Annotated in this window: 8 protein-coding genes; 4 read left to right on the forward strand and 4 right to left on the reverse strand. The window is 63.0% G+C overall.

Going from position 1 to position 15,314, the window contains the following annotated elements; translation table 11 throughout:
- Nucleotides 1-8 precede the first annotated feature (8 nt).
- The 3 genes from K6V06_RS08805 to K6V06_RS08815 all read left to right on the forward strand — a co-directional run bounded on the left by K6V06_RS08805 (nt 9) and on the right by K6V06_RS08815 (nt 7,404).
- Complete coding sequence (locus K6V06_RS08805) at nt 9-1,742, forward strand: phage integrase family protein (RefSeq protein WP_222242252.1); 1,734 nt, start codon at nt 9-11, stop codon at nt 1,740-1,742.
- A 355-nt stretch (nt 1,743-2,097) separates the two neighbouring features.
- Nucleotides 2,098-5,184 carry a TrlF family AAA-like ATPase gene (locus tag K6V06_RS08810; RefSeq protein WP_222242254.1) on the forward strand — a complete coding sequence of 1,029 codons (3,087 nt, stop codon included), beginning with the start codon at nt 2,098-2,100 and terminating at the stop codon, nt 5,182-5,184.
- 855 nt (nt 5,185-6,039) lie between these two features.
- Nucleotides 6,040-7,404, forward strand: coding sequence for an ISNCY family transposase (locus tag K6V06_RS08815; RefSeq protein ID WP_370637430.1), 1,365 nt, complete (start codon nt 6,040-6,042; stop codon nt 7,402-7,404).
- 180 nt (nt 7,405-7,584) lie between these two features.
- Here K6V06_RS08815 and K6V06_RS08820 read toward each other — a convergent pair whose 3' ends face one another.
- The 4 genes from K6V06_RS08820 to K6V06_RS08835 all read right to left on the reverse strand — a co-directional run bounded on the left by K6V06_RS08820 (nt 7,585) and on the right by K6V06_RS08835 (nt 14,319).
- Nucleotides 7,585-8,583 carry a tripartite tricarboxylate transporter substrate binding protein gene (locus K6V06_RS08820; protein WP_222242258.1) on the reverse strand — a complete coding sequence of 333 codons (999 nt, stop codon included), beginning with the start codon at nt 8,581-8,583 and terminating at the stop codon, nt 7,585-7,587.
- Nucleotides 8,584-8,732: 149 nt separating this feature from the next.
- Complete coding sequence (locus tag K6V06_RS08825; protein WP_222242260.1) at nt 8,733-10,508, reverse strand: NEL-type E3 ubiquitin ligase domain-containing protein; 1,776 nt, start codon at nt 10,506-10,508, stop codon at nt 8,733-8,735.
- Nucleotides 10,509-10,696: 188 nt separating this feature from the next.
- Nucleotides 10,697-13,267, reverse strand: a complete 2,571-nt coding sequence (locus K6V06_RS08830; protein WP_222242262.1) for a hypothetical protein — start codon at nt 13,265-13,267, stop codon at nt 10,697-10,699.
- Nucleotides 13,268-13,437: 170 nt separating this feature from the next.
- A complete protein-coding gene (locus K6V06_RS08835; protein ID WP_222242264.1) occupies nt 13,438-14,319 on the reverse strand; it encodes a LysR family transcriptional regulator in 882 nt (293 codons plus the stop codon).
- Nucleotides 14,320-14,431: 112 nt separating this feature from the next.
- Here K6V06_RS08835 and K6V06_RS08840 point away from each other — a divergent pair, with 112 nt between their 5' ends.
- Nucleotides 14,432-15,301 (forward strand): SDR family oxidoreductase, encoded by an 870-nt coding sequence (locus K6V06_RS08840; protein WP_222242266.1) that lies wholly within the window; start codon nt 14,432-14,434, stop codon nt 15,299-15,301.
- The last annotated feature ends 13 nt before the right edge of the window (nt 15,302-15,314 follow it).

Below are 15,314 nucleotides of genomic sequence, written 5' to 3' on the forward strand. Positions count from 1 at the left end.
TGGCGCCCATGAAATCGCGCTTGAGTCCATCGACACCCGCCTCCGGCACCAGCCCCCGCATTGCGCTGATCCCCGACGCGGGATCGGCAGACTTCCCGGATGCCGCCTCGCTGGCCGCATTGCGCGCCTGGCATGCTGGCCTCGGCACGCGGCGGGCTGTCGCGCAATACCTCGGAGAGCAGAGGGCGCATGGCCAATCCTCCCGCGCCATCCTCGGCCGCGTCCGGCGACAGCTCGCGGCAATCGCCCGGTTGCGGGGGCGCGAGGATCTTGCCGCGTTGTTTGAAATCCCGGCATCGATACGCGTAGAGCAGGGCAGGGCGGCGGATCACGCCGTGGAAGTGTTGCGCCGGCTCCCGGTTCCGCGGCCAGCGATCACCGACGATATCGGGCGGTGGCTGCCGGCACGGACGGCGGCAGCCCTCCGCGCCCACGGCGTCGACACGCTGGCGGCGCTCACCGTACGCGTGCCGAGGCGTCGACGCTGGTGGGCAGCCATCCCTGGCCTCGGTGCGACGGGTGCCAAGCAGGTCGAGGCGTTTTTTGCCGCGCATCCCGAGCTTACTGAACGCGCACGTGCGTTGGTCGCTCAAGAGCGCCTCAGCGTCGTCGTGCCATGGGAACAGTTGCGGCTACCGCATCAGGTCGACGGCTCCGAAGGGCGCTTCCGCGCCCCGCGCGCGACCTGCACGCTGACGGCAGACAACGACTACGAGGCGGTGCAGGCCTGGCTCGAGTTGCACGAGTCGCCGGCTACCCATCGCACCTATCGCAAGGAGGCCGAGCGGCTGATTCTGTGGGCGATCGTGGAGCAGCAGCGGCCGCTATCGTCCCTGACCACCGAAGACGCCGTGGCCTACCGCGCCTTTCTGCGCCTGCCTTCACCTCGCGACCGGTGGGTTGGGCCGGCACGCCCCCGCACGTCGCCAGATTGGCGGCCCTTTACCGGGGCACTGTCGGCACGCTCCGTAGCCCATTCATTGTCTATCCTCGGGGCGATGTTCCGCTGGCTGGTGCAGCAGCGCTACGTCCTGGCCAACCCCTTCGCCGGCATCAAAGTCCGCGGCGGTGGCCGCACCGCCGCGTTGGACAACTCGCATGCCTTCACCGACGGCGAATGGCAGCTCGTGCGAACCATCGCCGACGGGCTCGAGTGGTCCTACGGCTGGGACGCCGCGGCCGCACAGCGCCTGCGGTTCGTGCTGGATTTCGGCTACGCGACCGGACTGCGGGCCAGCGAGCTGGTCGCCGCGAGATTGAAAGATATTCGAACGGACGGGCAGGGCGACGAATGGCTCCAACTGACGGGGAAGGGTGGGCGCGCGGGAAAAGTCGCCATGCCGCCGCTGGCGCGGCGCGCTTTGGAGCGTTACCTGATGGAGCGGGGCCTGTCGGTCAGTAGGAGCCTATGGCGTCCGGACTTGCCGCTGATCGGCGACCTGACCGTCAAGTCCGATACGGGGATCACCAGTACCCGGCTATGGCATGTCGTCAAGCGGTTCTTCACGCTGGCCGCGGATGTCATTGCAGCGGACCATCCTTCGTTAGCGGAGAAATTACGCCGCGCTAGTCCGCACTGGATGCGGCATACGCATGCCACACATGCGTTGGCGCGCGGCGTGGAATTGACCATCGTTCGGGACAATTTGCGTCATGCGTCGGTGTCAACGACGTCGGTTTATCTGCATAGCGATGAGGTGAAGCGGGCTCGTCAGATAAGCGAGGCGTTTGGTGCAACGTAGCCCTGTCCCTTGCAGGTTGATTGCTTCGACGTGGCCCGCCAAACGGTAGTTCGCGACTCGCCTACGAAGGGACGAAGGCGAGCAGCCTGTTCGGCAAATGGCAACTCGCCGCGAGCAAGGCGCTCCCGCCGAGTTCATGATGGGATCTCGCATTGCAGCCTATGGCCGGTCAATGTCTTCCGAAGCTGGTGCAGAATTGCCGCCGAGGTCATCAATCCCTACGATCGTAGGGTCAGCGTCTACGAGTAATTCCGCTACATTGATCGATTCGCTGTGGAGGCTTGGCGACTCATGGGTCGACAAAGCATGTTTCTAACGCTCGGCAGGCAGATCGCCTGTGATCAGACGACCAACTATGAGTGACAACAGCTATAGCCGCGGATCTGAGTGGCGGCAGTGGGATCTCCATGTTCACACGCCGGCGTCGTTTCACTGGGATGGCCAGCGATTCGACGACGATCTGTCCTCCCCCACAACCAAAGTGCTCGTTGACCAAATGATCGCAGCGATGAACGCGGCCGAGCCCGCGGTCTTCGCGCTGATGGACTACTGGACGTTCAATGGATGGTTCGCCTTGCGGCAGCGGTTGAAGGACGCCGATGCTCCCAAGCTCACTAAGACTGTCTTTCCTGGGATAGAACTTCGCCTGTCCGCGCCGACAGAGATCCGCCTGAATGCGCACGTACTGTTCTCGAATGACATCGAGGATCAGGTCCTCAACGACTTCAGATCCGCCCTGAAACTGGAACTTCTGGACCGTCCGTTGTCGGATGCCGCACTGATGGCCCTCGGGCGCCACGTCGGCGCAGACTTGTTGGTCGCACGCGGTCTGAACAAGGCCGAGGTGGACGCCGATGACGCCAAGGCACTGCGCGCTGGTTCGATGCTAGCGGAGATCAACTGCGACAGCTATAAGAGCGCCATCTCGAAGGTCCCCGATGGGCTCGCGATCGGCTTCATGCCATATGATACAAGTGACGGGCTCACCGAGGTGAAGTGGCAGAACCACTATGCCTACTTTCTGGGCCTGTTCCGGACGTCACCGATTTTTGAGTCGCGCAATACGGTCTTGCGCGACGCATTTGTCGGCGAGAAGTCGCCGGCTAACGCCAAGTTCTTCGACAATTTCCAGGCAGGGCTGCAGCATATTCCGCGACTTGTCGTATCAGGTAGCGACGCACATCGTTTCGTCGGGCGAGCGGGTGATAACGATAGGCGCGGCTACGGCGACTTTCCTTCGGGCAAGATTACTTGGATTAAGGCGGATCCGACCTTCCAAGGCCTCAAGCAGGCGATCATGGAACCAGCGAAGCGCTCCTTCATTGGAGAGCGGCCGCCGAAGCACATCGAGGTCAACGCCAACAAACCGTACTTTATCGACACCATAGAGATTAAGCGGCTGACCAGTAGTCCAGCGGCGGGCACGTGGCTCGACGGCGTGACACTACCGATGAACGCCGATCTGGTCGCGATCATCGGCAACAAGGGAAGCGGCAAGAGCGCCTTGGCGGACGTCATCGCATTGCTTGGCAACTCGCGGCAGAAGGCACACTTCTCCTTCTTGAAGAAGGACCGCTTCCGCGGCAAGTCGGGCGATCCGGCACGGCATTTCGAAGGCCGCCTGACGTGGCTCGATGGCAGCACGGAATCGCGCGGGCTCAATGATGATCCGGCGGACGACAAGGTCGAGCTGGTGCGCTACATCCCCCAAGGGCACTTCGAGGAGCTTTGTAATGCGCACGTCAGTGGGAAGTCAGACGCGTTCGAGAACGAGTTGCGCGCCGTGATCTTCTCTCACGCCGGGGATGATATTCGCCTCGGTGCGTTGGATTTCAACCAGCTGATTGACCAGCAAGAGACGACCTATCGCGCTCAGCTCAATGAGCTGCGCAAGGAATTGCGCGCGTTAAATCAGACGATCGCTGGCTGCGAGGCGCAACTCCAGCCAGATGTGAAGAAGGGACTTCAGGAACAGCTTGCATTCAAGGAGCGTCAGCGCGACGAGCACGACAGGCTTCGCCCATTGGAGATCGCCAAGCCGACAGACGAACTGTCGTCGGACCAGCGAGCCGCAGAAGGCGAGTTGGAAGCGCTGTCCGCGCGGTTGTACGCACTGGATGAAGCCAGTGTCAAGGCGACAGGAGATCTGTCGGCACTCGCCGCGAAGGTTAAGGCCGTTCAGAACGCACGCGAGCATGCGCGCTTGCTGGAGCGGGCGCACAAGCAGTTCCTGGAGGATTCCGCCAAGGACCTGGCGCTGCTCGGCATGGAACCGACCGACGTGGTCAGTTTCGCCATCTCCACGCAGCCTCTGGACGCCATGCTTGCCCAGACGGCAGAGGACCAGGCGAAGCTTCGGGAGATCGTGGATGCAAGCCGCAAGGATCGCGAATCGCTATCGAAAGAGCAGGGCATGCTGCAGGCACGGCTGAATGCGCCACAGCTTCAATACCAGCAGTTTTTGCAGAGTCTTTCCGAGTGGAACGCAAGGCTTGCCGAGTTGACCGGCTCGCCGGAGGCACCCGACTCGCTCGAGGGCCTAAGGGCCCGGATAGCGCAGTTGGAGGCGTTGCCAAAGGTCCTCGATACCCATCGAGCCAAGCGTGTCGCACTGGCTGGCGAGATCTACGATATCCTCGATGCGCAGCGGCGAGCGCGAGAAGCACTGTTCAAGCCCGTACAGGACCTGATTCAGAGTGACCGGCTGATCCGCGACGACTACAAGCTGCAATTTCAAGCCACGCTCGGCGGCTCGGTTGATCCGTTGTCGGCCAGTCTCTTCGCTCTCATTAAACAGAACGCGGGAGAATTTCGTGGCGGTGACGACGAAAGCTTCGGAACTGTTCGCAGGTTGGCGGAGCAGTTCAACTTCAACCACCGCGCCGATGCGCTGGCGTTCGTCACTGCGCTACATGACAAGGTCGTCGAGGCGGCGAACGCCAGCAAGCTTTCGGCCGGTATCGCAGCGGTCTTGCGCAAGGACAAGGCGCCCAGCGACGTATACGACCTGTTGTTCGGATTGACGTTTCTTGAGCCGCGTTACTCGTTGCAATTCCAAGATGCCTTGATTGAGCAGTTGTCGCCGGGGCAGCGGGGTGCGCTGCTTCTGATCTTCTATCTGCTTGTGGATAAGGGCAGGAATCCCATCATCCTCGACCAGCCCGAGGAGAACCTAGATAACGAGACCGTGGTCAGTCTGCTCGTGCCGGTACTGACTCAGGCAAAGCAGCGTAGGCAGATCATCATGGTGACGCACAATCCGAATCTGGCCGTGGTGTGTGACGCGGAGCAAATTGTGTGGGCAACTTTCGACCGCAAGGATGGCTCGAAAATCTCGTACACGGCGGGCGCCATCGAGAATCCAGCAATCAACCGGCAGGTCGTCAACGTGCTCGAGGGCACGAAGCCTGCGTTCAACAACAGGCGTGTGAAATACCATTAGCAGAAAAGGCGCGGGCGCTGAGCGTCGGGCCTGTCCACAAAGCCGCAGCCGTCGCATCGGCCACGCCGGGCCGGCACACCGTAACTGCACGGCGCGCGAACTCGAGAGCGTTGCCCGGTGGTGAGAATCGATGACCGGTAACTTTATGACGGCCGTCACCCCTAATCGTGGGACTCAAGTGAGAAGGCCTTCTTTCAGCTTATGAGAACCGCTGTGTCAAGGCTATCTGCAAGCACACTGGTAACAAATTGCGCACACAACTGCAACAGCTTTACTAGGCGCGAACCTGGCTCGTCCTGTGGGTCAGGCGCCGGGTACTTGTGTGCGCGTTCCCTGGGTCGACTCGTTCTTCGTTGCCTTATCGCGGGCAAAGAAACGCGACATCCTTCTTTTCTGCGAACAGTGCGGACTGCGAGATCGCGTGTGTGGACTGTACCAATTGGCGGACGCTCATTCTGAGGGGTAAGCGCAGAATGAGTTGCACATCCGATCGATTGGGGGCGTGTTGGCTACCGGACGCTGGTTAGCCACAGACCAAAAAGCCATGCTCAAAATGCCGAGTCCATGCTCATGACAGAACCATCTTCACAAGATGGCAAAATGCCGGCTCGCTCACGCATTGGTGCTTTCTACGGTTGAACGTGCACGGCTCTACGTACGAGCACTGGCGTTCGCGGATGTAGCCATAACCTTCGTAATACCACTTAACATAAGAAAGATTATCGGCAGCGAGGCTGTTGAGGCCAGATGCTAATGTCCTGAACCAGCTAGATAGAAATGTCCGAGTAGCGCTGTCAAGGTACCTCTCTTGCCACGGCACGAGAGGCTTCGATGACTAACCGCGGGTTGGTGACCATGAGCACGCGCGAGCTGGACCGATGCAAGCTGATCGAGGCGGTGGTTCGAGGGGAACTGAAGCCATGGCGAGCCGCAGAGAAGCTGCGCTTGAGTACTCGGCAGATCGGGCGCTTGGCGGCTCGATTCCGGGCCGAAGGTGCGGCAGGCCTGGTGTCACGCAAGCGTGGCTGTATGCCGGGAAATCGGGCGCTGCCACGAGGCTTGGAAGCCAAAGTGCGCGGCTTGATCCGCGACACCTACGCCGACTTCGGTCCCACTCTGGCGTGCGAGAAGCTGCGCGAGCGCCACGGCATTGATCTCGCAAAGGAAACCGTACGCCGGATCATGATCGATGCCGGCTTCTGGGTCCCGAGGAAGCTGCGCCCGCCCAAGGTCCACCAGCCGCGGCACCGCCGCGCCTGCCTGGGCGAGTTGATCCAGATCGATGGCAGCGACCACCGCTGGTTCGAGGAGCGGGCGCCGGCCTGCACGCTCCTGGTCTATGTCGATGACGCCACCGGTCAGCTGATGCAGCTGCACTTCGTGCCGACCGAATCGACTTTCGCTTACTTCGAGGCGACCCGCAGCTATATCGAGCGGCACGGCAAGCCGGTCGCGTTCTACAGCGACAAGGCGGGCATCTTCCGGGTCAATGCCAAGGATGGGCCTGATGGACGGGGTTATACGCAGTTTGGGCGGGCACTGTTCGAGCTGAGCATCGACATCCTGTGCGCGAACTCGAGCCAGGCGAAGGGCCGCGTGGAGCGGATGAATGGCGTGCTGCAGGACCGGCTGGTCAAGGAGCTGCGGCTGCGCGGCATCCACACCCTGGAGGCGGCCAATGCGTTTGCGGCGATCTTCATGGCCGAGTTCAATGCGCGCTTTGCCAAGGTGCCGCGCAGCGACTTCGATGCGCACCGACCGGTGCGCGGCGATGAAGACCTGGACCGGATCTTTACCTGGCGCGAATGGCGCAAGGTGTCGCAGAGCCTGACGTTGCAGTACGACAAGGTGGTGTACCTGCTGCAGAACAGTCCACAGTACCGCGGGCTGATTGGCCGCACCATCGAGGTAGCCGAGTACCCGGATGGCCGGATCGAGCTATGGGCCGATGGCGCTGCCCTGCCCTACAGCGTGTTCGATTCGCGAGAAACCATTCGGCAAGGGGACATCGTTGCGCACAAGCGGCTGGGGCACGTGCTGGACGTCGCGGCGAAGGTGCAGGCGCTCAGAGATGACCGGCAGACCGCGGGGCCGTCGCGCACGCTCAGTGGCCAGGCCCCGACGTCAACCAAGGCGGCACCCCATACCAAGCGCAAGCGGCAGATCAATCGGCTAGATCTGGAACGGGCGATCCAAAGTGCGACCGCCCCACCCTGTTGAGACGGCATCGAGCGCCGGCCAGCTTGACTGCCCCACATCACAAAAAGCACGTTCGGACTGACATTTGAATTTAGCCAGCGGCCAGACCTTTAAGAACCGCCTAAACAAAGAAGGATCGCTCGAAGCGGTAGCACCGGCACCGCGTCCGGGATGGGCAAATAGCGATAGCTGGAAGCAGACCTAGGTTCCGCCGACCTTGAAGCCGATCTCCTCGATGAACTTGCCCCAGCGGGCATGATCGTTCCTGATCTGCGTGGCGAAGGTTTCCGGCGTGACGGCCTGTGGCGGCAGCACCCCCACGCCAGCCAGGCGCTTGTGATAAGCCGGGTCCGCCAGGACTTTGCGTACCGCGGCGGATACCGCCTCCACTGTCTCCCTGGGCATCGCCTTGGGACCAAACAGCGCGAAATAGCCGCTCAGCTGCTCCATTTCGGGAAAGCCTAGCTCTCTGAACGTCGGTGCCCCGGGCGCGAGATCGGAGCGCTCCGGAATCGTGGTGGCCAGCACCTTCGTCTTGCCGGCCTGATATAGCGGCACGCCGGTGGTCAGCCCATCGATCATCAGCGGCACCACGCCGCCAACCAGATCCTGGGTGGCCGGGGCAGAGCCCTTGTACAGCACCGGCTCGATATGGGTGCCGGAGAGCCGGTTGAACAGCAGCGGCCCGAAGTGCGACGAGGTGCCGGGGCCGTAGGAGGCCGAATGCAGCGGCTTGTCCGGATTGGCCTTGGACCAGGCGATCAATTCCTTCAGCGACGAGAATGGCGCGTCCTTGTTCGCCACCATCACGACCGGGGCTTTGCCGAGTTCCGCCAACGCGGTCAGATCGGTCAGCGGGTCGTAAGGCACGCGGTTGATATGCGCGCCAGAGGTGGCCGACGAGCCAAGCGTCGCCAGAAGCGTATGGCCATCGTTCTTCGCGCGGATGATGTCCTGCGTGGCGGGGATTGTCGCCCCGCCGGGCTTGTTCTCCACCACGACCGACTGGCCGATGACCTTGGCGAAGTAGTCGGCGAACAGGCGCGCGACCACGTCGGTACCGCCGCCGGGCGGATAGGCGACCACCAGGCGGATCGGCCGGCTTGGCCAATCGGCCGCCCATGCTTGTGGCGCCAGACCGCTTGCCGCCAGCGTTGCGGTGGCGCAGGCCGCCGCGCCGAGGAACTGTCGTCGATCCATGCTGATGTCTCCGGCTGTCGTTTTGGCTCCGCTGCTACCGGTTCATCTTAGTGGCTGTTCCAGACCCCGACATGTTGGGGTTTTCCGCCATTCTCAGCGTTGCGGAGCGACGACGTCCCGGAGGGTCGGCGACCTGCCTGCGGGAGCCGTCAAGCGTCTTGCGCCCCCGGCTGCAGTCCCGCCAATGGCCGCGGCGCCGGCTGCTTGCCATCCCTCCAGATGCGATGTACCAGCCTGCAAAGCATGTGGAAGGACTGGTCCGGATCCAGTGGCGTCGGCATGCGCGGGTTCTCCGCGGCGATTACCCCGGGCAGTCGCGCAATTGCCGTGGCGACATGCGGGGGAAGAACGCTCCCCGGCGCGGCGGATCCAGCGGCCACCCAGGCCTGCATGCGGCGCACATACTGTTGCCAAGGTCGCCAGTCGGCCATATGAAGATCCAGCCCATCGAGCTCCTGGAGCGCCTCCCTTGCCAGCACCGCGTCTCGCAGACGAGTCAGGTTTTCCTCGGACAATACCGCTGCCGACTCAATGACTGGCCGTGTTTGCCCCGGAAGGTCCAAGGCATCGGCGAGCAGCATGCGACAGACCAGTGGTCCGGCCTGGATTGCCGGCTCGCCGCCCACGCCCTCCTCGATTGCGGTCTCCAGCAACTGCCGCCGATACAGGCTCCTGCCTGTGGCCGCGAGGCGCTCGATGCCGAAATCGAAGTGTTCGAGCAGATGTTCGACCACCATGATTTCCATCTCGTCGAGCGCCTCTAGCACGCCCTCGTCGCCCTGGGATAGCATCGCGCGGCCTGCGTGTACGCATCGGTGGGCGAGGTCGATATCGGTGGCCATCCAGCGGTGCAGCAGTTCCAGGCGGTACTGCAGGATATTCGTGGCCCTTGCCTGCCCGGCCGGCACATCGCACAGGCTCTTGCGGATGGCACGCATGAGGGAGCCGGCTTTCTCCTCGGCGGCTGCCGAGCGGTCCGTGACGGCAAGCACGGTACTGCCCGTCCAGCTGCCGCTGGCGTGAAGAAGCGGAACAAGGCAGCCATGCAATCCCGGTCCGGGCGCAGGCAGCAGCGACCGGTTCCATAGAGACCGAGTGGAGCAAGTCATGCTGTCGTGGTAGACCGGAGCCTCTGTCGCATGCGTCCAGAAATGCGGCAGCATGCCGACCGTGTCAGCGGACAAGGGGTTGCCCCAGGCGACGCACTCGAAGTGATAGGCGCTGGAGAACGGCAGTTCGGTGATCCGGTTGCCATCGATCCATAGCGCCGCGCAGCGATGCAACGAGAACACCGCGTCCGGGAATGTCGTCAGCCGATTGCCGCTGAGCGACAACACCCGTAGACCCGCGAGCTTGCGCAACCAGGGCGGAAGCTCGCATAGGAGATTCTGCTGAAGTTCCAGCACTTCGAGACCCCGCAGTGCCTCGATCACAGGAGGAACGGCATCGAGGCGGTTGCCTCCCAGGCGCAGCACGCGCAGATGCGTTAGCTCGGACAGTGCCATGGGCAAGGTGCCGAGCCCCAATCCGCGCAGGTCCAGCTCCGCTGCTCCGGCGGCAAGGCAGTCCCGGATCCGCTCGACTGCTTCAATGCGCGAGCCGGCGCCGGTGTTCCGCCATATCGACAGGGCGATCTCGAAGCAACGACGCCTCGCCGCGGGGTCTTCCGCCAGGGCACGAGTCATTCGGCTGGAATACGAGGCGAGCGTTCCCTCCCCCAAACGCCGCCGCAGGAGCGAGGAAAGCCGCTCGGGCGCCGCGTCCGTGCACCGCACCCGAGGACCGGATGCGACCCAGCAGAGTTGATACTGGCGCTGCGCAACCAGGAACTGTCCGCCAGTGCCGACAGCCGCCGCGCCCTGGTCGGAGCGCACGAAATCGATGAAGGAGGCAATGTCTGGATATGCCGCGGGATCCGTGCGCATGGTGGTGTCTCGTTGCGGTCGTCAGGAGGATTCCAGCCGCGGCAACGCGTGCCGTACCGAGTCGCGCAGCTGGCGAAGCCGGACCGCCACCATGGCCTCATCGTTTCTCAAGGAAGGAAGAGCTGGCTGGCGCGCCCGATGCCGCATGATGGCGTGCGCGCCGTGCCTGGCTTCTCTCTTCCATTGCGTCATATCGATTTTAGCGGGGCCGGCGGCTCGGCATCGTCGCGCATAGGTCCCGGGTGCGCGATCGCTTCGAACTCGCCGTCCTCCCGGTAAACCAGCATGGGCCCATTGACCTGCCGTTCATCCCCATCGGCATTGGCGATGGCATCCTCGTCAAGGTGGCCCGAATGCGTGCGCAACAGGTGCATGGCCATGGCTTGAGCCGGGTTGGTGGCGCGATAGACCGGCAAGCGCGCGACCGGCTCCTCGCTGCTGCCGTTGCCCTGCTCAGAGGAGCCTGATGATTGCTCGAGCAACGCATATCGCCTCTCGTTGCGCTCCCACCGCTCGAAGTCGCCGAGCGTCGCACGGCCGACGGCGACCAGATCCAGCCGGCTTCGCAGCATGGACTCCTGTTCGTTCACGGCGGCGTCATGCCAGACGAAGCCGGTCGAGGCCTGGAGCAGAAAGCGGACGATGGGGTCGGAGTCCTTCCCGGGCGGGTCCTTGCGCACAAGACCGCCCGCGACGGCCCGTCTGGCGGCATCGGTGAATCCATCTTGCCCCAATAAACTGTCCAGCCTCTGTTCGAGCCGCATACCGGCAAGCCGCAACGCCTGCTCGGCATCGCCCGCCCTCGCGCGCGCCTTCGCCTCGGCGATCGCCGCGTCGCTGGCCATCCTGTCCACGTGGTAGGGGCCAATCTCCGCCAGCATCCCTTTGCTCGGGTTGCGCGACGCGGATTGCCATGCCCCATTCTCCTTATCGGCGATGACCAGTTCGTCGGCTGCCCGGCTGGATTCGGCACGCTTGCACAGCCAGTCGTATACAACATCACAGGTGGCGGCCACCTCTTCCCCCGGGGTTCCAGCAGGAAGCAATGTCTGCAATGCCGGCGTCATGTTCCTGGCGAACGCCGCCCTCTCCTGCTTGTGCAGCGACTCTCGGAGGTTCTGGACGGCGTTGTCCACTGACTTGCGGACTTCCGGAAGTACCAGCCGATGCGCCTTGTCGTCGGCCACGCTGCCGGCGAACCAGTTCAGGAACGCTGGAAGCTCCTGATAGACCTGGGTGGCCGCCAGGTCGGGGATCCTCGCCGTTCCCATCAGCCCCTTGTTCGCTGGCACAGGAGGACGAAGGGAAGGCACGAACTGATTCATTAAAACGGTCTGTTGCTCGATCAGCCGTCCAGTAAGACGGGAGCGCAGGTACGACCTTCCGTCCTTGCCCTTGAGCGGCAGGTGCAGAACGCTGCCGACTCCCTTGCGCAGCCGCAGCCAGATATCGCGCAATACGCTGGTTCGATTCTGGCACGCGACGAGGCATGTGCCGGGGGGAAGCGGCTCGATATTGTCGGACTTCACGTAAACGGAATGCGCTACCCCTTTTCGCTGATCCGGCTTCACCGTTTCGTTGGCCCAGCGCTTCCCCTTGCGTCGCAGCAGCCGCAGCGCGGACGCGTTGGGCGCAAGCTCTCGCTGGAGAACGCCGGCAAAGGCTTCGGGGCGATGCGCCTGGAAGCCAAGCCATTGTGCTTGCCGAATGTCCCGCATTGCGGCAAGGGTGCAGCCGTCAAGGTGTTGTCGGTCGACCGATGCCGGCGCCCTCTGCGCCGCCCCATCCAGTGCCCATTCGCCACGAAGGCGGGCTTCCTCCGCGCACCGCGCGTTCAGCCGCTGCACCGCCATCTGAACTGGTCGGTCCAGAGGGTCACCTTTGTATGATCCGTCCTTCATGGGAACGGGAAGAAAGAGGTCGAACTCGCCCGCCATCGCGGGCCGCTCCTCCAGCGTGACCTTCGTCGGTACCGCGTTCCTGCGGGGCGCCCGGGCGCTGACCTCCTGAAGCAGCAGGTCTGGCGCTTCCAGTTCGACATGCTGGCGCAGGCATTGCGTCATCAACTCGCGCAGGTTCCGGTAACCGCCGAAGCGCTGTGTCGGACCGCCGTCCTTGCCGCACAACACTTCTTCCATGGCTTGCCGGTATGCCTTGCGCGTCTTCTCCTTCCACCTGAATTCCAGGCGCAGCGGAATGCCATCCTTCATGAAGGTCAGCGACACCTGCTTCTTTGTGATGCGGGAGCGGGCGCGGTCCAGATTTGCGAGGCTGAATACGTCTGCTTGGCCAGGATCGGACAGCCAACCTGCAAGAATTTCCTTGGGAACAGAAGGCGTGAGGCGGAGCTGATCGATTGCCTTTTCAAGCGGCACGTTCGGCCAGATTTGCGCGACGACGCCAGGCACCTTTTTCTCAAGGCTTGCCTCGATCGAGCGCGCCGCGCCTTCGGCGCCGATGACCTCCTGCTGGACTGCCTTCAGCCCGCGCGGGCCCCACAGGTTGTAGGCCATCCGGATCGGCTTCCACGCCCAGGATACGGGGGAATCCTGAATCTGCGTGACCGTTGGCACCGCGTACTGGCTGCTTGCAGCGGACGCAAATTCGAGTTTGAAGGTGACGTTGCCCTCCAGCCGCCCGCGATCCTTGAACTTGAACAGGCCATCGTGTTCGCGGATCAGCGAATCGAACTTGCCGTTCCTGTTCTTTCCATGCAGGGCCTCATGCAGATGCCCCACGCTCCTGAACTCCATCACCATCTTGAATTCCCTGCTCGACCGGATTGAGCGCCGATAGTACAAACCGCAAGGAAATGCATCTTCTGAAAAGCACCGCCGACTATTGGAATCGGGCGGTAACGCAGGCGCCTGCTCGCATTGCGCCGATCCCCTTCCCCGCCCGTCCCGCGCACCGCGTCGCAGGCCTCAAGTCAAGGCGACAGGGTGAACGAACCAGCCGCGTACTCGTTGCACAGGAACTCCACAAACGCGCGGACCTTCGGGCTCTGCAAACGCCTGGAGGTATGCAACGCCCATAGCTCGACGTCGTCACCCGCGACTCCCCACGTCACCAGCTCACCCTTTTCCAGCAGGCTTCCAACAATAGACTGCGGCAACATTGCTACTCCGGCGCCAGCGGCGACGGCATCGCGGACCATCAACAGAGAGGACAGCCGTAACACGGGCTGCGGCTCGATGGTGAATCGTCCATCGCGAACGGACCAGGATTCGCCATCCCTGTGGTTCGTCATGACGACCGCAGGGACCGGGTATGGCTTGTTGCTGCGCCCTTTTGGCATCCGAACGGATGGCGCCGCAGCAAGGACCAGCCTGTCCTTGGCAAAGCACCTGCCCACCAGTGCGCTGTCCTTGCGGGGATTGACGCGAATCGCGATATCGAAATGCTCCTCGACCAGATCGACCAGCCGGTCCTCCGCCACGGCTTCGATCTGCACTTCCGGATAGCTGGCCAGGAATCTAGCCGCAATCCTCCCCAGCGCCAGTTGCGAGAACAGCAGCGGTGCGGCGATACGCAGCCGGCCCCGAGGGGCGGCGACCCCATCCCTCGCCGCCCTCACCGCTTCGAGGACCTCATGCATCGGGCCCGTCGTTCGGCTCAGCAACAACTGGCCGGCCTCGGTCAACTCGAGGCGATGCGTGCCGCGTTCGATGAGCCGGATAGACAGTGCGTCTTCCAGATCGGCGACCCGCCGCGACAGCGTTGCTTTGGACCGGCCGCTGGCGCGGCTGGCTCTGCCAAAGCCCCCGTGGGTGGCTACCAGCTGGAAATCCTCGAGAGCGTTCAAGTCCATGGCGTCTCATTATTGATACGGCGTGTCTTGATTCTAAGGGCTGTGTTTCGATTATGGAATGCCCTATTGTGTGGCTGTACACCACTCAAACCTGAATCAAGGAGTCCCCATCATGACAATTCTCGTGACCGGCGCTACCGGCACCGTTGGCCGTCAAGTCGTCGAACAACTCGTGCTCCGCGGCGCCGATGTTCGCGCATTGGTGCGCGACCCAGCCAAGGCCGAGTTCCGGGCGGGCGTCGCTGTCGTCCAGGGCGACCTGCTCGATGTCGACTCGGTGCGGCGCGCCTTCTCTGGAATATCGACGCTCTTCCTGCTCAATGCCGTAGTGCCGGACGAATTCACACAAGCCCTGATCGCGCTCAATGTCGCGCGCGAAGCGGGCATCAAGCGCGTCGTCTACCTGTCGGTAATCCATAGCGACCGCTACGTGAACGTGCCGCACTTCGCGGGCAAGTTCGGGGTCGAGCGCATGATAGAGACGATGGGGGTGCCTGCCACCATCTTGCGTCCCGCCTACTTCATGGGCAACGATCTCACCATCAAGGACGTGGTGTCTGACCATGGCGTATATCCGATGCCGATCGGCGACAAGGGGCTGGCAATGGTGGATACCCGGGACATCGCGGAGGTCGCCGCTATCGAGCTGATGGGCCGGGGGCGCGCCTCTGACGCGCCTGGAATCGACCGGATCAACCTGGTCGGGCCGGACACGCTAACGGGCGCGGATGTCGCGGCCATCTGGACGGAGGTGCTAGGCCGGCCGGTTGCCTATCCGGGCGATGATCCCGCCGGCTTCGAGCAGAACCTGCGGCAATTCATGCCGCACTGGATGGCATACGATATGCGCCTGATGAGCGAGCGTTTCCTGTCGGACGGAATGATCCCCGAGGCCGGGGATGTCGAGCGCCTGACGGCGCTGCTGGGGCGACCCCTTAGGTCATATCGCGGCTTTGCTGTCGAGGCAACCGTTTCGATATGACGGCGGACCAATA

Source organism: Cupriavidus sp. AU9028 (assembly GCF_019795295.1).
Taxonomy (GTDB): domain Bacteria; phylum Pseudomonadota; class Gammaproteobacteria; order Burkholderiales; family Burkholderiaceae; genus Cupriavidus.

Excerpts from the sequence above, each read along its gene's own strand:
- K6V06_RS08805 (WP_222242252.1), top strand. The coding sequence starts at position 9 with ATGAAATCGCGCTTGAGTCCATCGACACCCGCCTCCGGCACCAGCCCC.
- K6V06_RS08810 (WP_222242254.1), top strand. The coding sequence starts at position 2,098 with ATGAGTGACAACAGCTATAGCCGCGGATCTGAGTGGCGGCAGTGGGAT.
- K6V06_RS08815 (WP_370637430.1), top strand. The coding sequence starts at position 6,040 with ATGAGCACGCGCGAGCTGGACCGATGCAAGCTGATCGAGGCGGTGGTT.
- K6V06_RS08820 (WP_222242258.1), bottom strand. The coding sequence starts at position 8,583 with ATGGATCGACGACAGTTCCTCGGCGCGGCGGCCTGCGCCACCGCAACG.
- K6V06_RS08825 (WP_222242260.1), bottom strand. The coding sequence starts at position 10,508 with ATGCGCACGGATCCCGCGGCATATCCAGACATTGCCTCCTTCATCGAT.
- K6V06_RS08830 (WP_222242262.1), bottom strand. The coding sequence starts at position 13,267 with ATGGTGATGGAGTTCAGGAGCGTGGGGCATCTGCATGAGGCCCTGCAT.
- K6V06_RS08835 (WP_222242264.1), bottom strand. The coding sequence starts at position 14,319 with ATGGACTTGAACGCTCTCGAGGATTTCCAGCTGGTAGCCACCCACGGG.
- K6V06_RS08840 (WP_222242266.1), top strand. The coding sequence starts at position 14,432 with ATGACAATTCTCGTGACCGGCGCTACCGGCACCGTTGGCCGTCAAGTC.